The organism is Mitsuaria chitosanitabida ATCC BAA-476 = NBRC 102408 (genome assembly GCF_001598255.1).
GTDB lineage: Bacteria > Pseudomonadota > Gammaproteobacteria > Burkholderiales > Burkholderiaceae_C > Roseateles > Roseateles chitosanitabidus.
The window spans coordinates 38,227-58,832 of record NZ_BCYP01000045.1; the positions used below are offsets into that span (position 1 = coordinate 38,227).

Consider the following 20,606-nt stretch of genomic DNA (forward strand, 5'->3'; position numbering starts at 1 on the left):
AAGGTCCCATGAAGCCTGAGATCAAGGACATCGTGATCGAAGCCGCCAAGGCCGCGCCCGCCGCAGGCGCGACCGTCCTGTCGTCGCCCTGGTGGGTGTCGATCAACTGGACGGGCGTCCTGACGGGCGTCTTCATCGTGCTGCAGATCGTCTACCTCCTGCGCAAGTGGTGGAGGGAGGAGACCAGCTTCGGGATCTGGATGCGCCGCAAGGTCGGCGCGCCCGTGATCAGCAAGCCCATGGAGCTCGACGAATGAGCGGCGGCAAGCTGAAGTACTTCCCGCACCTGGGCGGCGCGCTGGTGCTGGCCGGAGCCGGGCTGTTCAAATTCCTGGGCGCTTTGGAAGGCGAGGGCCAGTTCACGGTCTACGCTGACAAGCTCGCCGGCGGCCTGCCTACGGTGTGCCGCGGCCTCACCCGACACGTGACCTCCACGCCGATCATCGTCGGCGAGGTCTGGAGCGCGGCGAAGTGCGAGGCCGAGGAGAAGGCGGCGCTCGAGCGCGTGCAGGTCCAGGTCGCGAACTGCTTCCGCGTCCTGCCGCCGCAGCGCGTGTTCGACGCCGCCAGCAGTCACGCCTGGAACCTGGGCGCGCCCGCGACCTGCGGCAGCGGCGCCATGGCCGCGTTCAACCGCGGCGAGTGGGAGCGCGGCTGCCGGCGCCTGAGCCGGGGCGACGACGGCACCATCGTCTGGAGCTTCACGAGCCGCATGGTCGACGGCAAGAAGGTCTTCACCTTCGTGCAGGGCCTGGCCAACCGCCGCGCCGCCGAGACCGAACTCTGTCTGGGGGCTGCATGACCGTCCTGCGCGTCGGTGACTTCCTCGGCGCCGCGCTCGCGCCGCACCCGAAGCAGCTGCCGGACTCGGTGGGCGTGGTCTCGCTGAATCAGAAGCTGGGGCGAGGGGACCTGCGCCCGCTGCGCGCGCCCGTGACGCGCGCGGCGGTGCCGGCCGGCCGCAAGTCGATCTATCGCATGGGCCGCGACATAGTCAGCGACACCAACTACTGGCTGTCTTGGCCGACGCTGGTCTCGGTCGCGCGCGGCTACAACACCTCCGAGAACGGCGAGCGGACCTACTACACCGGCGACGGCTTCCCGAAGTGGACCGACAACACCATGGCGCTGGGCGCCACGCCGCCGACCGCCTGGCGCGCGCTGGGCCTGCCCGCGCCGGCGTCGGCGCCAACGTTGGCCGCCAGCGGCGGCAGCAGCACGGCCGACCTCGAGGACCGGGCCTACGTCTACACCTACGTCAGCGACCACGACGAGGAGAGCGGGCCGTCGCCGGCGGGCAAGGTGAAGTGCCGGGCCGACGACACCGTCGCGATCACCTCGCTCGCCGCGGCGCCGGCGGGCAGCTACGGCATCAACCGGATCCGGGTGTACCGGACCGAGACCGGCAGCTCCGGCCAGACCGCCTACTTCTTCCTGCGCGAGATCGCCTCCAGCAGCTCCAGCACCAGCGACGACAACCGCGCGCTCGGCGAGGTGCTGCCGTCGCTGACCTGGGTCCCGGCGCCCGGCGTGCCGCAGGGCGGCGCGCTGAACATCACCGAGCCCACGCTGCAGTTCCTGACCCCGCTGTGGAACGGGATGATGGCCGGAATCTCCGGCCGCGAGATCCGCTTCTGTGAGCCCTACATCGCCTACGCCTGGCCGATGCAGTACGGCCTGACCCCGGCGGACGTCACGCCTGTGGCGATGGCGGCCTACGGCTCGACGCTGGTCGTCGCCACCAACGGCCGCCCGGTGGTCTGCACCGGCGGCTCGCCGGATGCGATGGACGAGTCGCCGGTCGAGTTCTTGCAGGCATGCGTCTCCCCGGCGTCGATGGTCAGCGTCGGGCATGGTGTCGCCTGGGCGTCGCCCGACGGCCTGGCCTACCTGGGCGCGGCCGGCCCCCAACTGCTCACCGCCCGTTCGCTGGCGCGCGAGGACTGGCAGGCGCTGGCGCCGGAGACCATCATCGGCGCCTTCTTCGAGGGCCGGTACTACGGCTTCTATCAGGTCGGCGGCGTCAAGCGCTCCTTCATGATCGACCCGGCGGTGCCCACCAGCATCTACTTCTCGGACATCGGCGCGGACGCGGTCTACGTCGACGACATGCAGGATGCGATGTTCGTGCTCAACGGGACCAGCGTGCAGCGCTGGGACGCCGGCGCTGGCCTGGCCGCGCGGTTCCGCAGCAAGGTCTTCGAGCACGTGTCCCTGATCCCGCCGTTCACCGCGGGCAAGGTGATCGCCGACGCCTTCCCGGTGACGGTGCGCGTGTTCGATGACCGCGGCCAGGTCGCCGAGGTCGTGGTGACCAGCCCGGATCCGTTCCGGCTGCCGGGCGACCAGCGGACCTTCACGACCCAGGTGGAGATCGAGACCTCCGGGCCGGTCCAGGGCGTCGCACTGGCGCACTCGATGGAGGAGTTCAACGGTGGCTGACCGTCGCAAGGATCTCCCGCCAGTCAACAGCGCGCAGTTCCAGCAGCAGGTCCGCGAGGCGATCTCCACCTACCTGGGCAACCGCGGCGACAAACTCGATCGCGGCGTCACCGTGCGCGACCTGGTGGACTCGGGCCTTGTCGAGCTCAACGCCGGCTTCCTGCGCGGCACCGGCGTCGCGCCGATCAAGGGCCCCGGGCCCAACGTGGGCACCGGTGGCGGAGGCGGGGGCACGACACCCTACGAGCCCGATCTGTCGCCGCCGCCCACGCCCACCGGCGTCACGGTGACGGCCGGCATCGACTTCCTGATGTTCGTCACGGACCCGCCGCTCTACCTGCAGGGGCACGGGCACGGCCGCACGCGCGTCTACGGCACGACCTGGACCAGCGGCCCGAAGCCCACCTTCGCCGATGCGAAGGAGCTGATGCAGTTCCTGGGCAACGTCGACTCGTACCCGACTAACCCGGCCACGAAGTGGCACATCTGGCTGAAGTGGGTCACGAACGACGGCATCGCCTCGACCGTGCCCGTCGGCGGCACCAACGGCTTCGAGGTCACGACCGGGCAGGACGTCTCGCAACTGCTCAACGCGCTGCAGGGCAAGCTGCGCAACGAGCAGCTCGACCCGGCGTCGAACTTCCGGTTTAAGGCGAACCTCTTCACGATCGAGAGCACGACCGGCTCGCCGTCGATCAACCCGTTCACGGTGATCACGACGCCGACGCTGACGCCAGCGGGCGAGTTGCTGCCGGTGGGCGTCTACATGGAGGCGGCCTACATCAAGGGCCTCGAGGCGGCGCTCGCGCGCTTCCAGACCGCGATCATCACGAACGCGATGATCGTGTCGGTGTCGGCATCGCGGATCACCTCGGGCGTGATCAACGTCGGCAGCTACATCCAGTCGAGCAACTACGTCGCCGGCACCACGGGCTGGCGGATCCACGGTGACGGCACGGCCGAATTCCCGGCGGCGGTCATCCGCGGCCAGCTCAGCGCGGCCCAGATGAACGGGCAGGGCCTCAAGATTACGCGCGCCGATGGCTCGGTCGTCCTCGATGCAGGCGACTCGATCGATCCATTCAAGGGGTTGTCCGTCGGTCGCAACCTGATCGCCAACTCCGATCAGACGAGTGCGATGACTTGGGGCATGGGCAATGTGAATGGCCAGATCGATGTGCCGCTCACCTATGCCTCCAACAAGTGGTCCGACACCTATGTCCTGCTGGGCAACACGACCCGAAACGTCACCTGCCATCAGAACGGAAACAACGGCGGAGGTGACACCGCTGTGTGCTGCGACATCTATCCCCTCGGCAATGGCTACACCGTGGCGCAGTCGGTGGCCGTGGTGCCGGGTCAGAAGTACTGCTTCTCCGCATACATGCAGGCGCACCGCTGCTTCGTCGGGGTGGGGCTCGAGTTCTTCGACATCGGCGGGAACGCCGTTGGCACTGCCTACTCCAGTCCCACAGCCACACCCCACAGCTGGGGCGCATACCAGGCGGACAGGCTGGCCTACTACACGCGTCCGTTCGCGATGGCGACCGCGCCGGCCAATGCCGTGTACGCGCGCGTCTTCATGCGCAAGTACAACACCTTCGCCGCTGCGGAGGCTCAGGAGTCGTGGTGGTGGGGGGCCGCCCCGCAGTTCGAGGCGGTCGGTGCAACAGCGACCGGGCCGGGGCCCTACACGCCCGGCCCGCCAGGCAGCACGCGCCAGCTTGGCTACGCCGGCGACCTTGACGCCACCAAGGGCGCCACGATTGGGTCGAACCTCTTCGGCTCGTTCGACCAGGGCACCTTCGATGTCGTGATGAACGGCCGATCGCTGATCCGCTTGGCTCACATCAACACGGCGACGATCGGGAACCTGCGCGCGCTGGCCGCCAACATCGGCGTGCTGGAGTCCTACGGGCCCAACGGGACCTTCCGCCTCCAGGACGGCAAGCTGAGCATGATCGCGGCCAGCACCGGCGTCACCTTCTTCGAGGCCGGGGTGCTGTAGTGCCCGGCGTCGTCACGCGCAACCCGTCGACCAATGCGCTGGTCTTCAACTCCGAGGACGTGCCCTACGGCATGTGCCTGGGGATGTACACGATCCCGGCGGGCCAATCGTGGTCGGTGAGCTGGCCGCAGCTGGCTGGCACGGCCATCCGCGTCACGGCGATCTACAGCTCCTTCTCAGAGCTCGGCGTCAGCGTCAGCTACCCGGGCTCGGTGCCCACGGCCTCGACGTCGCCGCGGAACTACGCGCGGTCCCTCCTGGTGTTCTGCAGCGGGCAACCGACCTCGGTCAGCGGCCCGGCCCTGCGGTTCCGCAGCAGCGCCGGCGGCAACATCGCGCTTAGCCCGAAGGGTAGGGGCCTCAACTTCATCGGCAAGGCCTCGCTCGTCGACATGACGCCGGGCGGCGGCGGCCCCTCGCTGGTGATCCCGGACACGCAGGGCTCGGCGCCGCCGTACTACGTCTTCCGGATCAGCTGGCCGACCAAGCCGGTGCCGGTCTTCCGGATCCAGGCGGGCCAGTACATCTCGCCCAACAGCGAGTTCTACTCGGTCGGCGCGGGCCTCTGGGAGATGCAGGTCTGCAGCCTGGTCTCGCTGCCCGGCAACTCTGGCTCGAGCTGGCCCGCCATCACCCAGCCCGAGATCTACTGCTTCGGCCTGCCGACCTCCGCCGGCGCGGTGACGGTGCGCGACCACGACACGGGCGAGATCGCCTTCAACCTCACCGCGGCCCCGCTGCTCGTGATCGACGGGCACCACGACTGGGGCGCTGGCGATGCCGGCGCATCCCGCGCGATCCCCGGTGGGATCCCAGGGGGCTACTGCGGCGTCATCGGCAGCACCGGCATGTCCGGCACCGATGTCTTCAACGCCGGCGCGAACCGCTGGCGCGTCCTGGGCAAGCAGGGCGCCTTCTCCCTCAGCGGCGGCTCCATCGTGCTGAACCAGATGTACGTGCAGATGTACATCGTGAACGGGGCCGAATCCCCTGTCGATCAGCGCGTCGCCGCCTCCAACGAACTGGTCAACCTCGCGAGGTACTGAATGCCGCTCCTCAAGTCCGTCAAGACGCCCACCGGCGCGCAGTTGGGCTATCACGTCGTCACCAACATCAGCATCGACACGCGCAGCGCGCAGGCCGTCGCCATCCTGGCCGTGCACAGCTGGCCGGACGAGGCGCACTACCAGCTCGCCGCCGGCGGCATGGCGGCGTGGCACTGGACCGTGCCGGTTCCGGTGGAGCCGCTGCAGGTGGGCGGCCCGCTGATGGAAGCCTGCGAGGACGTGCTGCGCGCGTTGCCTGACGACCTGTCGCCATTCGCCGGCGCGTCGGTGGCGCCGCTGGCCGGCGACCTGGATGGCGCGCGGGCGCGTCAGTGGGCGCTGGTGAAGCAGACGCGCGACTCGCTCGATGCCCAGCCGGTCGCGGTCGACGGCATCCAGCTCGACGCCGACCCGTCGTCGCGGGTCGACATCCTGGGGGCGATCATGGCGATGCAGTTGGGCAACGAGACCGAGCGGGTCTGGCGGTGCACCGACAACGTGATGCGGACGCTGACGCTGGACCAGCTGGTGCGCGCCGGCCGCGCGGTGGCCGCGCGCCGCCAGGCGCTGATCGAGCAGTCCGACGCCCTGGCCCAGCAGATCCAGAACGCCCAGACCGTCGAGGCGGTGACGGCCGTCGTCTGGCCGACCTGACCGGGCTCGGGCGTGCCAAGGATGGCAGCCTGCCGCCATGCACGCCGAGCTCGAAGTCGATTTCCGCGCCGTCGCCGAATTCATGAAGGCGCATCTGCCCGGCTACGCCGTCGCGGAGCGCCAACGGGCGATCGGCCTGCGCCGTGACGGGGAACTGGTCGCGGGGGTCATCTTCGAGGGCTTCAACGGCCGCAACCTCTGGATGCACGTCGCATCCAAGCCGGGGCGGCGCTGGTTGAACCGCGAGTACCTGAGCGCCTGCTTCCGCTATGCCTTCGTGGACTGCGGCGTCGAGCGCGTCAGCGGCTATGTTGAGGCCTCCAACCTCGACGCGCGGCGCTTCGACGAGGCGTTGGGGTTCAAGGAAGAGGCACGCCTGAAGGGCGCCGCACAGGATGGCGGTGACGTGATTCTGTATGTGATGCGTCGAGAGGATTGCCGCTATGGGAAGGTTTCACCAAACGGACTGGGACTTGCTCCCGCACGACGCGTTCCGGCCGAGGTTCGGGCGACGCGGGCCGCTGACGCTGCACGGCGGGGGCAAGGGCGGTAGCTCTGCGCCAGCGCCGGACCCTGCGCTGGTCCAGGCGCAGATTCGCTCGATGGGGATTCAGGACAGCGCCATTCAGGCGATGCTCCAGAACAGCAACGAGCTGATGCCGCTGCAGAAGCAGCAGCTGCAGTTCGGCCTCGACAGCGCCAAGACCGCCTACGAGCAATCGCAGTCCGACCGCCAGTGGCTGCTGTCGCGCCGCGACGCGCTGTCCGGTATGCAGGACAAGCTCGTCAACGAGGCCAACGACTTCAACACCGAGGCGCGCCGCGAGCAGCTCGCCGGCCAGGCCATGGCCGACGTCAACGCCGCGGCGTCGAGCGCGCGAGACCAGTCCGCCCGAGCGATGGCGCGCATGGGCGTCACGCCGGGCAGCGGCCGCGCCCAGGCCATGGACCAGCAGCTGCAGATCGCGCAGACCGCCGCCGGCGCGGGCGCCGCCAACAACGCGCGCACCGCCGCGCGCGAGGAGGGCCGCGCGCTCACCGACCGAGCCGCCAACGCGCTGGCGGGCTACCCGGCCATGAGCTCGCAGGCGACCACCACCGGCGCCGCGCTGGGCGGCAGCGGTGTCGGCCTCACCGCGGCGTCGCTCGGCAGCCAGAACTCGGGCTACGGCTCGGCGGCCCAGGTCGCGGCGCAGATGGGCGCGAACGCGACCAACATGTGGGGGGCACAGGCCTCGTACAAGACGCAGCAGGATCAGCTCGCGCGACAGGGCGAGGGCTTCGGCAGCATCCTGGGCGGCCTGGGCGGGCTCGCAACGGGGGCCGCCAACGTGTACAGCTTGTTCTCGAAGAAGGGGTGATGCCCATGGCACGACGCAGTGATTTCGCGGACTTCGTCCGGAACTTTGGTCTCGGCTACAACCTGGTCAATCAGGTCGGTCAGGACGTCGCCATGGGGCGAATTGCTAGCGCGAAGGCGGAGCAGTCCCAGGGCTTTACCGCCGAGGACGGCAAGCAGCTCGAGGCGATCGCGAACGCCAAGGATGCGGACGGAAAGGCGCTCTACAGCTTGAGCGCCAACGAGGACGGAAGCTACACCGTCGCTTCCACCGCGGACCCCTCGGTGCGCGGGACCATCGCGCAGCACGGGGTGACTGACTTCCTCGGGCAGCGCACGAACGGGGCGATGACCGACGACCAGGTCAGCAGTGCTAGGCAGCGCGCCATGGCCGGCGTGGTTTCGCGCACGAACCCCATTGCTGGCCAGCAGATGCTGAACAACGTCATGCAGGCCGAGCGCGACACCCAGCGATTCGGCTGGGAACAGGCCAGCAGCGAGCGAGCGATCCGCAAGGGGAACGAGGCCGACGCCGACGAGGCGGCCACACGCGCCGCCGACAGCGCGACCTCGGACTGGCTCAAGAATCGACTGCTGAACGCGGACGGCAGCTCGCGCGCCGGCACCGTTGACGACCACCTCGCAGCGTCGCAGTTCCGTGCCATGAAGCTGGCCGAAGGCGGCCGGCTCAACGAGTCCAGCGCGGTCTACAAGGACTTCGCGGCGCAGTCGGCGATCAAGATCCAAATGGAGACCGCGGAGCGCGACCGGGAGGCCGGCATCGCGGCGTCTGCCCTTGCGACCGGCGACACGAAGCCGCTTGTCGGCTTCTGGAACAAGTACATCCCCGACGGCTCCCACGTCACCGACGTGCAGCGGGGCAAGGATGGTCGACTGACGATCTCGCGCGAAACATCTGACGGCCGCACGCTCCCGCCCAAGGTGATGTCGCAAGCGGAGCTGGTGTCTGGCATGGCGGCGCTGCGCGACCCGATGGCGCTGTACCAGTTCTCCCAGAACGAGTTCAAGAACAACCTGATGCTGCGCGAGGCGGCGCGCGCCGATGCCCACTCGGCGCGCGAGCAGGCGACCTTCAACGCACAGGCGCCGCAGCGCCAGCTGGCCAGCACCGTCGCGACGCTGCAGCTCGGCATGGGCAACACGGATAGCCCGACGGAGCGCGCGGCGATCCAGGGCAAGCTGTCCGCGATGACCGGCGGCGTGCTGGGCGCCAAGCATGAGCCTCCGACGGGCTACCGGTGGAAGAACGACGGCACCGGAGGTCTGGAGGCGATCCCGGGCGGCCCCGCTGATAAGACGGGCCCGGGCCAGAAGCAGATCCCCGCGGAGGTGGCGCGGATGAACGTGGCGCTTCGGTCGCTGGACCAGGGGCTCAACGAGTACGAGACGCTGCTCAAGAACTTCAACCCGCGCAATCCGAAGGACCAGTTCACGCCGAAGTCGCGCGCGCAGATCGAGTCGCTCGTCGCCGACCTGCAGCTCCAGTTCAAGGAGGCGCAGGCGCTGGGCGCCCTGGCCGGCCCCGACATCGAGCTCATCAACAAGTCGCTCGCGAGCCCGGCGTCGCTGCAGGGCGCCTCGTTCGGACGCGAGGGCCTGATGGCGCAGCTAGGTGAGGTGCGCAAGGCGCTGGAGCGCCGCAAGTCCGCCATCTCGCAGGAGTTCAACGTGCCGGTGCCAGGCGCCTCGGCGGCGCCGGCCGCGTCAGCAGCCGCGCCTAGTGCTTCCGCTGCGCCAGCGTCGGCCACCACCAGTTCGCCTCAGCGCTTCACGCCGTTGTGGGAACAGAAGAGGGACTGAGCAATGCCATTGAAATGGAACGAGGTCATCCAGAAGCCCGAGTTCAAGGCGCTTTCGCCGGAAGACCAGGAGGCCGCGCGAGCGCAGTACTTCAACGAGGTGGTCGCGCCACAGGTCCCGAAGGAGCACATCGACGTTGCGCGCTCGCAGTTCGATGGCGAGTATGGAATCGGCGGGTCGAAGGTCCAGGCACCGACCGCGCCGGAGCGCTCCACCGGGCAGGAGGTGATGCGCCAGCTCGGCCTGACGGTCCGCCACGGCATCGCCGGCCTGGCCGCGCTTCCAGGCATGGGGGCTGACGTCCTCGGGGCCGCGTACAACAAGAGCGCCGACCTGGTGGCGGGCGAGGGCAACGGTTTCCGGTTCTATCCGACGGCGAGAGCCCTCCAGGCCAACATGAGCCGCCTCGGCCTGCCCGAGCCCGAGAACGCGACCGAGCGCGTCGTGGGCGACGCGTCCTCGGCGGTCGCCGGCGCCGGCGGATCTGTCGCCCTGGGCAAGCTCCTCGCTGGATCCGCGAGTAGCGTCGCCGCCAACGTGGGAACGAAGCTGCAGCAGGGCATCGGGGCACAATCGGCTGCAGCAGCCACCGGCGGCACCGCGGCGGGCGTGACGCGCGAGAACGGCGGCGGCATCGGTGCGCAGATTGCGGCGGGCCTCATCGGGTCGCTGGTCCCTGCGGTTGGCGGCGCCACGGCCAGCGAGTTCGCGCGGCGACTGCTGCGCGGCGGCGAAGCCGGGCGGCAGCAGATGGCCGAGAACATCGAACGCTTTCAACAGGGCGCGGGCACGATGCCTTCGCTCGCGCAGGCCACCGGCGGCCGTGGCGCGCAGGCGATGGAATCCGCACTCGCCAAGACCCCGGGCGGCGCCGGCGTGATCTCGAAGTTCGCGCAGCGCCAGGCCGACGACATGCAGGCCGCCGTGCAGAAGGTCGCAGACGATCTCGCCCCCGAGGCCAGCGCGGTGAACGCCGGCGAGGCGATCCAGCGCGGCGTGCGAGCGTTCAAGGAAGGGTTCAAGGAAACCCAGGGCTCGCTGTATCGCGAGCTCAGCGAGGCGCTGCCAGCCGGCAAGCCGATCACCGTCGATCGCACGCGGCAGGCCCTTGCGGAGATGGTGTCCGAGATCGACGGGGCGCCGAATCTCTCGAAGTGGTTCAAGAACGCGAAGATCCAGGGCATCCAGAAGGCGCTGCTCGACGACCTCGATCTGTCGACGCAGGTACCTGGCCAGAGCTCGGTGATGCCGAAGGCGCCGGCGCCGGCCGCGCTGCCCTTCGAGGCCATCAAGAAGTTGCGCACGCTGGTGGGCAACGAGATCACGGACGGCTCGCTGGTGTCCGACGTTCCGCGATCGAAGTGGCGCGCGCTGTACGGCGCGCTGTCCGAGGATCTCGGCGATGCGGCCAAGGCTGCGGGCCCACGGGCGGAGGCGGCCTTCACGAAGGCCAACGAGTACACCGCACAGCACATGCAGCGCCTGGACGAGCTATCGACCGTCATCAACCGCGATGCGCCCGAGAAGGTCTTCCTGGCTGCGATCAACGGCACCGCCGAGGGCGACACCATCATCCGCCGCGTGCTGATGGCACTGCCGGCCGAGGAGGGCAAGAAGGTCACCGCCGCAGTGCTGCAGCGCCTCGGCCGCGCGGTACCTGGCCAGCAGAACGCCGAGGGCAACGCCTTCAGCGCCAACACGTTCTTGACCAACGTCAGCAAGATGAGCCAAGCGGCCCGCGAGACCATCTTCGGCACGACCGATGCCGGCGAACTGGTGAAGAAGATCGCCAAGATCGCCGAGACCCAGCGCGAGGGCTCGAAGGTGTTCGCGAATCCGAGCGGCACGGCTGCCGCGGCGGCGCAATCGGCGGTGGGCGGTGGCGTTGGCATGGGCGGCATCATGGCGGCTACGAGCGGTAGCGTCCTGCCACTCGCATCCGCCGTTGCGGTGCCGGCCGCCGCGAACGTCGGCGCCCGCGTCGTCACCTCGCCTCGTGTGCTCCGGTTTGCCGCGAGCAAGACTGCGGTTCCGCAAGGCGCTCCAGGGACGGTCACGTCGTCGCTGGCCCGAATGAACAGCGCTGCCGAATTGGACCCGAGCCAGCGTGAGGTCGGGCGCGTGTACGCGACGCCACGCGGCCGCTTCGTGTGGGTGGGAAACGGCTGGAGACCGGAGCAATGAGCGACCAGGTGATGACTGATGCCGACGTGTTTGGCGGAGAGCCAGCGCCGACCGCAGCCGGCCAGCCGATGAGCGACGCCGACGTCTTTGCGCCGGCGCAGACAGCCAGTGGCGCCGCGGGCGCGCCGACCTGGTTCAGCGGTGCCAGCGGTGACGAGCACGCCGGCCAGTTCGCGATCGTGGATCTCGGCGACGTCAAGGCCTCGCACGATGCCGACATGCGCCCGACCGGCGGCGGCAAGGGGATTGAGCCGGAGGAGCGCGACCGCGCCGACATGGAGCAGCGTGTGCAGTCCATCGTGAGGGACTTCGACCCGTCTCGCCTAGGCGGTGCCGACGCGGCGGGCGAGGGTGCCCCCGTTGTTGGCGAGGACGGGCACGTCGAGGCCGGCAACATGCGCGCGGTGGCGCTGCAGCGGATCTTCCGCGCCGATGGCTTGAAGGCGGACGCCTATCGCGACTTCCTGCGAGGCCAGGCACCAAGCCTCGGGCTCGACCCGACCTTGGTCGACGCGCTCAAGCAGCCGGTGTTGGTGCGGGTGCGAACGACCCCAGGGGACCGCGCTGGCGTCGGCCGCGATCTGAAGGGTGTCGACATCGCCCCGGCCATGCTGGAGTCGGCGGCCGAGCTCGGCGCCGCGCGCGATGTCGGTCCGGTGGAGATCGATGGCTCCGACATCAGCCCCGAGACCCTGGACATCATCTCGTTCCTCGGGGACAGCGCTGGCCGCCCCGACGACATCAACACCATCATGGCCGCGGCAAGGAAGATTCTCGATGGACACGCTCCCGAAGACGCCGTCGGGCGACAGCCTGATCAAGACCAACGGCCTAGTGCTGAAGCTCCAGGCCAATCCGAAGCTGCGCCGGGCGATCGCGGCGGCGATCAAGGCCATGAAGCGACCGAATCAGGGGCCAACGAGCTGAGCGACTGGCAAGACTTTCCGCCGGAGACCGAACACCTCGGCGTCGCGCGGGAGGACATGCCCCAGATCCGCCAGGAGCACCGCGGCGCGCTGACGCAATTCCTGCTGGCGCGCGGCATCCCGCATGAGCAGGCCGAGGTGCCGGCCGACAGCCTGAAACCGACGCAGTCACGTTGGTCGATGTCCAAGGTCGCGGCGGTCAAGCGTGACGCCAACGACCATGCGGTGCTGGTGTCGGAGGACGGGCGCCTACTGGACGGGCATCACCGCTGGCTCGCGGCGCTGGCTGACGATGCGCCGGTGCGAGTCATCCGGTTCGCGGCGCCTATCGAGCAGCTGCTCGGGGAGGCGAAGCAGTTCCCAAGTTCGGAGTCGGCGCTCAGTGGAGTAGCCAGCGAAGGAACTGGCCCAAGCTCGAGAAATACTCGATCAGGGCCCAGATGAACAGGAGTGGGACGCCGATCAGCACGACCAGCAAGCCCGTTCCGAACAAGTTCTCGCGCCAGAGCTCTTGATCCTTTGCGCCACGCAGCAGGTCCTCGCTTTCAGCGAGAGACATCGGGCGGGCATTGGGGTCGAACTTGTGCGCCATGAGCCCAGCATACCAGCGGCCCCAGCGGCGCCTCCATCCGAAGAATCGCCCACCCACCCTGAGCTGGCGCTCGGCCAGCAGCACGACGCCTTCGAGCTCGTTCACGTCGACCGGCCGGTCCAGCAGCAGCACCTCGCGCGCGACATGGCCGGCGACGGCCGCGGCCTGCTTATGGATCGGCCGTGCTACCGCCATGCGGCCCGTGCTCGGGTCGATGCTGCGCTCCGCAATTGTGGCCGCGATCTCGTCGGCCAGCCGCATGGGCGGCAGCGCCACCGTGCCGCCGTCGGCGACATAGATCGCCTCGATACGCTGGCGCGTCGCCTTCAGGTGTGGGTCTTGGCGGGAGCCCGCGAGGGTGCTGGCCAGGAACGAGCGCCAGGCCGCACCCAGGGTCGCGCGGACGCCGTGGTGCCCGACGACTTCGTGCGCGATGACGGCCGCTGCCCGCTCGCCGTCCAGCGCCGAGGCGACCAGGAAGGCTTCGCCGCGGCGGTACGCGGCCTCGACGTCAGGCGGCGCCGGGAAGGGGAGGTCGCGCGGCGTGTCCACGACACGGATCGGCGGGCAGCCTCTCCAGCGTTCCGCGAACTCCGCCGCGACCTCGTCGACTTGCCGGCGCCTGTCCACGTCAGGCCTTGCGGTGAGCGCGCCTGGCGGCCTTGCCGCCATGAGCCTGATCGTTCTCCGGCAGGCTGAGCATGATGAGGTCGAGGATGTCGACGCCCGGGTCCCGACGCCCGCTCGAGGCCGAGGGCAGGGCGGCCCCGGTGGCGAGAGCCAACGCCCGTCGCATCGCCCGCGCCGCCACGTAGTCGGTCCGCGTGGGCTTGACCGACATCTCCTCGATGGCGCGGTTCATCTGCATGTGTCGCACCGCCGCCTCCTCAAGCAGGCGGTTGGCGACGGCCAAGTCGGGCACGGAGTACGCGTGGTCCCTGGCGGCGTGGAAGGCGACCAGCGCCGCCTGCTTCTTGCGCTCCATGGCGCGAGTGATAGAGTCCATATTGAGGTCTCCCTGTGAGAAAGTGGATCTCGCTTAGAAGCCCTTGCCGGTTGCCGCCAGCAGGGGCTTCGCCTTTTCAAGCATTGAGGCGCGCCGGCTTTCGCGGCGCCACGGGTTGCGGGACCTTGTTGCGGTCGAGCGTGAATCGGCCTTGGATGAAGGGGTGCGTCGCGTAGGCATCGCTCACCCAAGTGCACTCGCTGATGAAGACCTTGAAGACCAGCGACACGTCTGCGATCGCCCAGACCGTGTAATGGCTGTTCAGGGCGAACTCGTGATGGTTGCGGACCTCGCCGAACGGCTTCGGGCTGAACGGCAGACGGCGCATGACATCGTCGATGACGCGTTCGGCGAGGCCGTACTTCTCCGCGATCCGCGCGCGAGCCTTCGAGATGGGCTCGCAGTTGTGCGGGCAGCGGTCGAAGACGCGCGACTGCGCAACTTCCTTGACCTCGGCTTGGATCTGCTCGATCGCCCGGCCTTGCTCCGCTTGGGTGGCCTCGACTGCGGTTTGACGGCGCTCGAAGTCGACCAGGGCCTGGGCGCTGGCGAGCACGATTTCCGCCTGGGTCTTCGGCGCGACCTGATACGACCCGGTCTTGCGGATCGACGGCAGCACCTCCTCGAACACCCAGCGCTCGAATTGCTGGGCGGCCGGTAGGTTGCTGCTGATGATCAGCCGCATGACGTCGGCTTCGTTCAGGACCCGCGCGAGCTGCGTGCCGCCGGCCGTTTGGAGGGGGTAACGTTTCGGTACCCCCTTGCAATGGTCTCCCATGGCCTTATTGGGATTGGCGTAGCCGAGGCCCTCGCAGACGTCTTTTCCGACGAACCAGTGATCGCCGTCGATCTCAACGGTGCGCACCGAGAAGGCGCCGTTGGTGAAGGGGGTTACGGCGTTCATTGCTCGGCTCCCTTGAGCTGCGGCTCGTCCAAGCTGGCGACGGCGCGCTCGAGGATCCGGTTGATGAGCCAGTTGACGCTGCGGTCCTGCAGTGCGGCTTGGGCCTTGACTGCGTCGTAGAGCGGCTTCGGCACGCGCACCTGAATGAGTGACTTCGGTTCCTGCACTTTCCATTCCTCATGAAGTGAGTGTGGATGAAGAATAGATACGAAATGCGTGGATGTCAAATCGTATCTTTGCGGCGGCGCTTTTTGATGTCCACAATCCGGGCATGGCCGATCGACATCAAGCTCCTGCGTACCCGCTCCGGCTCACAGCCGACCTCAAGGAGCGGGTGACCAACGCGGCGAAGGAGAGCGGGCGCAGCTTCAACGCCGAGGTGGCGCACAGGCTGGAGCAGTCCTTCGAGGCCGCGGCCGCACCCAGCGAAGGGCAGGGCCTGTGGGCCCACATCGCGAAGCTGGAGCGCGAGCGCTCGGTTGCGCAGATGCAGGTGCTGGACATCCGCGACCAGGTCGAGCGGCTGCAGGCGGAGATCCACAAGCTGCCCGATGACGGTCACCGTCAGGAGCGCGAGCGGCCGTTGATGGAGGAGTTGCTCGCGCTGCGGACCAAGCAGCGAGATCTGGAGCGAACCGTGATCATGGTCGGGCTGCGGCTGGGAGACCTACAGACCGAAGCCAAAGAGGGGGGCACGTGATGCCGAAGTTTCGATTGGAGCCGACGTGCCGGTACGGCCACGGGGCAATGAAGCGGGAGAACGGGTACTACGCGTACAGCAGCGTCAAGCTGAGCGGCCCGGTCAACGATGAGAAGACGATGGCGTTTGATGGAGGGGGCTTCTTTCTGGTCGCGCTATTCAAGTGTGAGACCTGCGGCTACGCCGAGACTATCGATCCTGCGTTCTCGGAGGACTGATGGGAATCGTGCACAAGATGGCCGCACCGGCAAACGTCAGCAACCAAGGCGGTGGCGCTGAACACGGTGGGGGCGGCGGTGGCTATGATGCCGACATGGAAGCGCGCCTCGCCAAGCTCGAAACCAAGTGGGACACCATCGTGCCGACGCTGGCCACGAAGTCCGACATCGGCGATCTGCGCACCGAGATCCACAGGATGGACGCGTCGATCAAGACCTGGATGATCGCCACTGTGATCGCGCTGTTCCTCGGCTTCTCGGGGCTGTTCTTCACCGTGTCCAACGCGCTGAAGCCAGCAGCACCGGCGCCGGCCGCCGCAGTGCCGGCCCCGCAGCCGCCCATCATCATCAACGTGCCAGCGCCAGCCGCACAGGCTGCGCCGACCAAGGGTGCGACCGGGCATTGAACGTCCACCCATGCCGGAGGCCGTCGACCTGCGGTCTCGGCTGCCGGCGAGTGAACGCGACGACCTGACCCCCGAGCAACTGGCGTACAAGCGCCTCAATCTGCCGATCCCGTCGCAAGCGGAGATCGACCGAATGACAGTGTGCAACGCTGCCTTCCGTGAGGAATTCGACCGCATGTTGGCGCTTGGGTCTCTCGCTGGCCGCGAGCCTCCCTGAGCAGCGCTGAACGGCACGCCGCATGTGCAATCTGTACCACATGGCCCCGAAGAACGACTTCGAGGTCTACGTCCGCCGGCACCTGGGCAAGGTCTGGCTCCCCGAGGCGGAGCCCGAGAAGCCGTTCGTGGGGCCCTTCGACCCGGGCCTGTTCCTCCGGTCGGACGGCGAGGGCGGGGCGCTAGGGGAGGTCGGCCAGTGGGGCCTGATCCGGCCCGGCGCGCCGACGCGCAAGGACATGATGCAGCCCAAGGCCATGCCGGGGAAGAAGCCGCCGGCGCTGCGGGCGCGCAGCACCAACAACGCCCGGACGGAGACCGTCGCCACCTCGCCGACCTTCCGCGCCGCGTGGAACGAGGGCCGGCGCTGCCTGATCCCCGCGACCTGGTACCAGGAGCCGAACTGGGAGACCGGGAAAAACATCTGGTGGCAGCTCAAGCGCGCAGACGGCCTCCCGTGGATGCTCGCCGGCATCTGGAACCACTGGACCGACCCGGCGACCGGCGAGATCGTTCCCAACTTCACCATGCTGACCTGCAACTGCGACGGGCACCCGCTGCTGGCCAGGCTGCACAAGCCGGATCCGAAGCTGCCCGCGGACCAGCAGGACAAGCGCGCGGTGATCCACGTCGAGCCCGAGCATTGGTCGGTCTGGCTGACGGGCGCGGTCGATGACGCCCGCGCGCTGATCCGGCCGCAGCCGGCGGAGTTCTTCAACCAGGACGACGCGGTCAGGACCGATGGGCTACTAGCCCAGCTCATCTAGCGCGAGGCTGCTTTGCAGCGGAAGCGGACATCGAGCCGCCATGGATGCAAACACCTACATGACGCTCGCGCGCTATTGACTCGGAGATCGCGAGTGCCCAACCCGCGGGAGGCTTTAGGCAGCTCTTCCAAGTCTCTCTCCTCGCACAGTCCGTAAGTGAAAACGCCAGACTCCGCGCTATCGCCCTCACCCAGCGCCAAGGGCGGCGTCGATGGCGCGAGAGACCGTACGAACGACCGCCGCGCGCTCCGACTCGTCGTCGACGCGGCAGATGTCGCCATCGAGCTCCAGGAACTCGGGGCTGCAGTTGACGGTGGCGAACCAAGTCAGCACGCCGCCCAGCGGTCTCAGGTCAACGGAAACCTTCAGCAGCGCACCTGCATGGCGGCCTCGATACAGGAAGTCAACAGCCTTCGAGATGGACATGACGGGCTCCAGGGATCGTGCCAAGGGAAGCGTGGGGCGACGGCGGGTCAAGGAAGCCAGTCGTCCTCAAGTCGCTCTGGATCGAGTTGGTCTCGAATTCCCGCGACGGTCCCTTGCTGAGGGTTCACGGGAAGATCGATGAAGAGCGCCCTTCTTGGAGGAGCGTCCCGTCGCCTGAAGATCAAGACGCCGAGTTCGGACCGGTGGGGGCAGACATAGACCACGTCGAACGACGCGAGTTTCAATCCGCGGAGGCGAGAGAGCCTCGTCTTGACGAACATGTCGCTTCCTTCCGTAGTGCTCCGCAGCGGAGCGACTTGGTCCGTCAGCTGTGGCGGCCAGGCGTGCTGGCTGACGCGGAAATCGGGCGACCGAGAGGCGCGAATGTCAGTACGCGCATTGAAGCACGGCGAGCTCGCTGATGAGGATGTTTATTTCTTGACCCGGCCCGGGATCGTCGCTTGCCGTGCTGGTTTGAGCGCCTAATGGTGGTCCGGAACTGCGTTGGAGGTCACGATGAAGTCTGGTCCAGGATCTCCGCGCAGGTCTGGCCGGCCCGCCGAACGGGACGGGCTACCTTCGGCCGAGCGAGCGGAACTCCAGCGCCAGGGCGCAAAGGCGGCAGCGCGAGGAGATGAGACGTCGGAGAACCCGATGACCCATCCGTCCAACCTCCCGACAAGCACCGGGGAGAGCCGAGGTCTTTGGCAGAAGCGCAAGGACGCATGGCAAAGCGGGCACGACGCTCAGTCGAAGGCGGATGACAAGGCTGAACCTTTCACGCCGAACGGCAGCGCGAAAGATGAGCATTGATGCAGAAGGCGTTGAACAACTTGCGCAGCTGCGCAGGGAGATCAGCCATGCTGAGCAGGCGCTGAAAGCGCTACTGGCGGAGCTTGCCTGTGCGCGTAGCGAGAAGGATCTCGGGTCGCTTCATTGGCTGGTTCTGGAGAACGAGCGACTGTACGCGGCACTGGAGGCTCAGAACGACCGCGCGGCCGAAGAGGCGGACTCAGCTCACGCTGCATTGCAGGACGCCATCCGTATTTCCGAGACAGATCCGTTGACCCAACTGCCCAACCGCGTCGTGCTCTGGGATCGTTTGGCACATGACCTGGATTTGGCCAGGCGTCGCGGCACCCCGCTGGCAGTGCTGTATCTGGACCTCGACGGATTCAAGTCCGTCAACGACCGATTGGGCCATGAGGCCGGTGATCAGCTGCTACGCCACGTGGCTCGCTTGCTGAGGACAACACTGCGGGCGAGCGACACCGTGTGCCGCATGGGCGGCGACGAGTTCGTCATCGTTGCCGACGATGTTCAACCACCGCGCCTGACACGCTTCGTCGACAAGATTGCTCGCGCGTTGGGTTGCCCATGTATGGTCGGGGGCGAGATCCTGATCCCCGAGGTGAGTATCGGCGCGAGCAGCTTTCCTGAGGACGGCGATCAGCCCGAGGTACTGGTCAGGCGGGCGGACGAGAACATGTACAAGGTGAAGCGCTCCCGCAAGGATCCGTCGGGACCTGCCTGAACGTCGCGCGCTCAGCGGCGCTGCGAGCCATTCTTTGCGGTCAGAGCATCGAGCGACGGGCCTGTCGACTGTCCGCATGCCGAGGGATTCATGTTCGTCGGCGCGATGGCCTCAGATGCAATGATCGATTGCAGCCTGAGGCCGCGCCGGCCTCGAAGCGATAGCTGATACGGGTGCTCAATGTCCGCGGGTCAAGTGGAGGCGGGCATCAACGAGAGCTGCCCGAAGCCGTGACCCGGACACGCTCATATGCGACATCGACCTGCTTGACGCCTCCGGTTGGGATTTGATGCGTCAGGCTGGGCTTGCTCCTGCTGTCTTTGCTGTCGCCATCAGCATCTGGAATGAGCCGGCCGACCGAGCTCGGAGCCGCGCTGTGGGCTTCAAGCGCCACATGCTCAAGCCGCTTGACCTCGACGATGTCGGATCCATGCTTGGTGAGGCATCCGAACGGAAGAACCTGCACGGCCGTGAAGGAGCCCCTCGACGCAATGAGCAAGGACCGCACCCAGCCTAGAGCAGTCGGCCGACCACGCCTGCTGGTGCTTCGGCGCTGCTGGCGCGCGTAGCGCCGATGGTCACGAACTCCTCGGCCAGGGCTTCGTCGAGGTCTTCGCCAGCAAGGCGCAGGACTAGGGCGGGGAACTCGATGTGCACCGCGTCCAGGGCCGCGAGTTCTGCGGCGCGCCAGCGACTCGCTGCCGGGCACTCCGGGGCTGTCGTGCCATAGGCCAGGCCGCCGGCCGCGAGAAACGCGTCGACGACTCCCGCGGCGCCGCCAAGGTGCTGCTCCAGCACGCGCCGGATGGTCCGCTCGGCGCCGTCCCGGTCTCGCGCGAGCACCGCGACCTGGTGCATCCAGATGCTGTAGTTCATGGTGACTCCGATCTCACTCCGGCCGGACGTGGGTAGGTAGGCGGGCGAAGAGGTTCGCCTTGAAGCGCTCCTCGAGCTCGATCTCCTCGCGCGCCGTCATCGGCCGCATGAACCAGCTCTGCAGGTACGAACGCTGGCTCTTCGTCCCTTCGTTCTCACGCTCGAAGCCGCTGACGGTCCAGGCGCCGGCGCCGGCGTGGACGACGATCGCTTCGAACAGCGGCGGGGGGAGCTTGGCCGGGTAGTGCGGGTGTTCGCGCAGCCGCGCCACGCGCGTCACGCGCCGCGTTTCCTCGTCGCGCTCTTCCGAAATGCACAGCATGCCCAGCACCTCTTCCTGCTGAGCGAAGAGGGTCTGGGTCAGGGCCGCACCCTGGCTGAACTTGCGACGGACATGCCAGTACATACTGTGTATTTATACAGTACAAAGTGGCAGGAGGGATAACGACGCCGTTAGAACGATGGCGATTCGTTAGAAAGTTGGGCCCAAAACGAAAAGAGCCGCAAAGACAAAAAGTCCTTGCGGCTCAACGAGTTAGG

The 20,606-nt window shown here is 67.8% G+C and carries 26 protein-coding genes; 18 read left to right on the forward strand and 8 right to left on the reverse strand.

The window, feature by feature from the left end:
* The first annotated feature begins 8 nt into the window (after positions 1 to 8).
* The 11 genes from MCHT01_RS25030 to MCHT01_RS25080 are packed head-to-tail and all read left to right on the forward strand — an operon-like array spanning position 9 to position 12,864.
* Positions 9 to 257 carry a hypothetical protein gene (locus MCHT01_RS25030; RefSeq protein WP_067070428.1) on the forward strand — a complete coding sequence of 83 codons (249 nt, stop codon included), beginning with the start codon at positions 9 to 11 and terminating at the stop codon, positions 255 to 257.
* The gene (locus MCHT01_RS25035; protein WP_067070432.1) at positions 254 to 802 is read left to right on the forward strand and encodes a lysozyme; all 549 of its coding nucleotides are present in this window, start codon (positions 254 to 256) and stop codon (positions 800 to 802) included. Before MCHT01_RS25030 ends, MCHT01_RS25035 begins: the two co-directional genes overlap by 4 nt.
* Positions 799 to 2,442 (forward strand): hypothetical protein, encoded by a 1,644-nt coding sequence (locus MCHT01_RS25040; protein WP_067070434.1) that lies wholly within the window; start codon positions 799 to 801, stop codon positions 2,440 to 2,442. Before MCHT01_RS25035 ends, MCHT01_RS25040 begins: the two co-directional genes overlap by 4 nt.
* Positions 2,435 to 4,450, forward strand: a complete 2,016-nt coding sequence (locus tag MCHT01_RS25045) for a phage tail tip fiber protein (protein ID WP_067070436.1) — start codon at positions 2,435 to 2,437, stop codon at positions 4,448 to 4,450. The genes MCHT01_RS25040 and MCHT01_RS25045 overlap by 8 nt, the downstream gene beginning before the upstream one ends.
* Positions 4,450 to 5,496, forward strand: a complete 1,047-nt coding sequence (locus MCHT01_RS25050; RefSeq protein ID WP_067070439.1) for a hypothetical protein — start codon at positions 4,450 to 4,452, stop codon at positions 5,494 to 5,496. The genes MCHT01_RS25045 and MCHT01_RS25050 overlap by 1 nt, the downstream gene beginning before the upstream one ends.
* Complete coding sequence (locus tag MCHT01_RS25055) at positions 5,497 to 6,150, forward strand: DUF4376 domain-containing protein (protein WP_067070441.1); 654 nt, start codon at positions 5,497 to 5,499, stop codon at positions 6,148 to 6,150.
* A gap of 37 nt (positions 6,151 to 6,187) precedes the next feature.
* Positions 6,188 to 6,703 carry a GNAT family N-acetyltransferase gene (locus tag MCHT01_RS25060; RefSeq protein WP_174549076.1) on the forward strand — a complete coding sequence of 172 codons (516 nt, stop codon included), beginning with the start codon at positions 6,188 to 6,190 and terminating at the stop codon, positions 6,701 to 6,703.
* Positions 6,704 to 6,752: 49 nt separating this feature from the next.
* On the forward strand, positions 6,753 to 7,511 hold the full coding sequence (locus MCHT01_RS25065; protein WP_174549077.1) for a hypothetical protein: 759 nt from the start codon (positions 6,753 to 6,755) through the stop codon (positions 7,509 to 7,511).
* Between the two features lie 5 nt (positions 7,512 to 7,516).
* The gene (locus MCHT01_RS25070) at positions 7,517 to 9,310 is read left to right on the forward strand and encodes a hypothetical protein (protein ID WP_148661726.1); all 1,794 of its coding nucleotides are present in this window, start codon (positions 7,517 to 7,519) and stop codon (positions 9,308 to 9,310) included.
* Between the two features lie 3 nt (positions 9,311 to 9,313).
* Positions 9,314 to 11,494 carry a hypothetical protein gene (locus tag MCHT01_RS25075; RefSeq protein ID WP_148661727.1) on the forward strand — a complete coding sequence of 727 codons (2,181 nt, stop codon included), beginning with the start codon at positions 9,314 to 9,316 and terminating at the stop codon, positions 11,492 to 11,494.
* A complete protein-coding gene (locus tag MCHT01_RS25080; RefSeq protein WP_067070450.1) occupies positions 11,491 to 12,864 on the forward strand; it encodes a hypothetical protein in 1,374 nt (457 codons plus the stop codon). The genes MCHT01_RS25075 and MCHT01_RS25080 overlap by 4 nt, the downstream gene beginning before the upstream one ends.
* Here the strand turns inward: MCHT01_RS25080 and MCHT01_RS25085 are convergent.
* The 4 genes from MCHT01_RS25085 to MCHT01_RS26975 form a co-directional block, all read right to left on the reverse strand.
* On the reverse strand, positions 12,800 to 13,642 hold the full coding sequence (locus tag MCHT01_RS25085; protein WP_148661728.1) for a hypothetical protein: 843 nt from the start codon (positions 13,640 to 13,642) through the stop codon (positions 12,800 to 12,802). The genes MCHT01_RS25080 and MCHT01_RS25085 overlap by 65 nt on opposite strands.
* A gap of 1 nt (position 13,643) precedes the next feature.
* Complete coding sequence (locus MCHT01_RS25090; protein ID WP_148661729.1) at positions 13,644 to 13,997, reverse strand: hypothetical protein; 354 nt, start codon at positions 13,995 to 13,997, stop codon at positions 13,644 to 13,646.
* Positions 13,998 to 14,094: 97 nt separating this feature from the next.
* The gene (locus tag MCHT01_RS25095) at positions 14,095 to 14,922 is read right to left on the reverse strand and encodes a BRO-N domain-containing protein (RefSeq protein ID WP_067070458.1); all 828 of its coding nucleotides are present in this window, start codon (positions 14,920 to 14,922) and stop codon (positions 14,095 to 14,097) included.
* A complete protein-coding gene (locus tag MCHT01_RS26975; protein WP_169806212.1) occupies positions 14,919 to 15,089 on the reverse strand; it encodes a hypothetical protein in 171 nt (56 codons plus the stop codon). The genes MCHT01_RS25095 and MCHT01_RS26975 overlap by 4 nt, the downstream gene beginning before the upstream one ends.
* Before the next feature lie 53 nt (positions 15,090 to 15,142).
* On the opposite strand from MCHT01_RS26975, the gene MCHT01_RS27220 reads away from it, so the two are divergent.
* Genes MCHT01_RS27220 through MCHT01_RS25115 form a run of 5 tightly spaced genes read left to right on the forward strand, consistent with a single transcriptional unit; the run spans position 15,143 to position 17,230 of the window.
* Entirely contained in the window at positions 15,143 to 15,622 is a 480-nt protein-coding gene (locus MCHT01_RS27220; protein WP_084453339.1) for an Arc family DNA-binding protein, read from the forward strand.
* Complete coding sequence (locus tag MCHT01_RS26550) at positions 15,622 to 15,840, forward strand: hypothetical protein (protein ID WP_148661730.1); 219 nt, start codon at positions 15,622 to 15,624, stop codon at positions 15,838 to 15,840. Before MCHT01_RS27220 ends, MCHT01_RS26550 begins: the two co-directional genes overlap by 1 nt.
* A complete protein-coding gene (locus MCHT01_RS25105; RefSeq protein ID WP_218017948.1) occupies positions 15,840 to 16,247 on the forward strand; it encodes a hypothetical protein in 408 nt (135 codons plus the stop codon). The genes MCHT01_RS26550 and MCHT01_RS25105 overlap by 1 nt, the downstream gene beginning before the upstream one ends.
* A 10-nt stretch (positions 16,248 to 16,257) precedes the next feature.
* Entirely contained in the window at positions 16,258 to 16,464 is a 207-nt protein-coding gene (locus MCHT01_RS25110; protein ID WP_067070466.1) for a hypothetical protein, read from the forward strand.
* A gap of 22 nt (positions 16,465 to 16,486) precedes the next feature.
* Complete coding sequence (locus tag MCHT01_RS25115; RefSeq protein WP_245643653.1) at positions 16,487 to 17,230, forward strand: SOS response-associated peptidase; 744 nt, start codon at positions 16,487 to 16,489, stop codon at positions 17,228 to 17,230.
* Between the two features lie 186 nt (positions 17,231 to 17,416).
* On the opposite strand, the gene MCHT01_RS25120 is transcribed toward MCHT01_RS25115, so the two are convergent.
* Both MCHT01_RS25120 and MCHT01_RS26555 read right to left on the reverse strand, forming a co-directional pair.
* Positions 17,417 to 17,656 (reverse strand): hypothetical protein, encoded by a 240-nt coding sequence (locus tag MCHT01_RS25120; RefSeq protein ID WP_067070469.1) that lies wholly within the window; start codon positions 17,654 to 17,656, stop codon positions 17,417 to 17,419.
* A 47-nt stretch (positions 17,657 to 17,703) separates the two neighbouring features.
* Positions 17,704 to 17,937 (reverse strand): hypothetical protein, encoded by a 234-nt coding sequence (locus tag MCHT01_RS26555; RefSeq protein ID WP_148661731.1) that lies wholly within the window; start codon positions 17,935 to 17,937, stop codon positions 17,704 to 17,706.
* Positions 17,938 to 18,172: 235 nt separating this feature from the next.
* Between MCHT01_RS26555 and MCHT01_RS27910 the strand changes: the two genes are divergently transcribed.
* Together MCHT01_RS27910 and MCHT01_RS25125 are read left to right on the forward strand one after the other, a co-directional pair.
* The gene (locus tag MCHT01_RS27910) at positions 18,173 to 18,469 is read left to right on the forward strand and encodes a CrpP-related protein (RefSeq protein ID WP_305777741.1); all 297 of its coding nucleotides are present in this window, start codon (positions 18,173 to 18,175) and stop codon (positions 18,467 to 18,469) included.
* Positions 18,459 to 19,190, forward strand: a complete 732-nt coding sequence (locus tag MCHT01_RS25125) for a GGDEF domain-containing protein (RefSeq protein WP_067070472.1) — start codon at positions 18,459 to 18,461, stop codon at positions 19,188 to 19,190. Before MCHT01_RS27910 ends, MCHT01_RS25125 begins: the two co-directional genes overlap by 11 nt.
* Before the next feature lie 513 nt (positions 19,191 to 19,703).
* On the opposite strand, the gene MCHT01_RS25130 is transcribed toward MCHT01_RS25125, so the two are convergent.
* Both MCHT01_RS25130 and MCHT01_RS25135 read right to left on the reverse strand, forming a co-directional pair.
* Entirely contained in the window at positions 19,704 to 20,066 is a 363-nt protein-coding gene (locus MCHT01_RS25130) for a hypothetical protein (RefSeq protein WP_067070474.1), read from the reverse strand.
* A 13-nt stretch (positions 20,067 to 20,079) separates the two neighbouring features.
* Entirely contained in the window at positions 20,080 to 20,472 is a 393-nt protein-coding gene (locus MCHT01_RS25135; RefSeq protein ID WP_067070477.1) for a hypothetical protein, read from the reverse strand.
* Between the last annotated feature and the right edge of the window lie 134 nt (positions 20,473 to 20,606).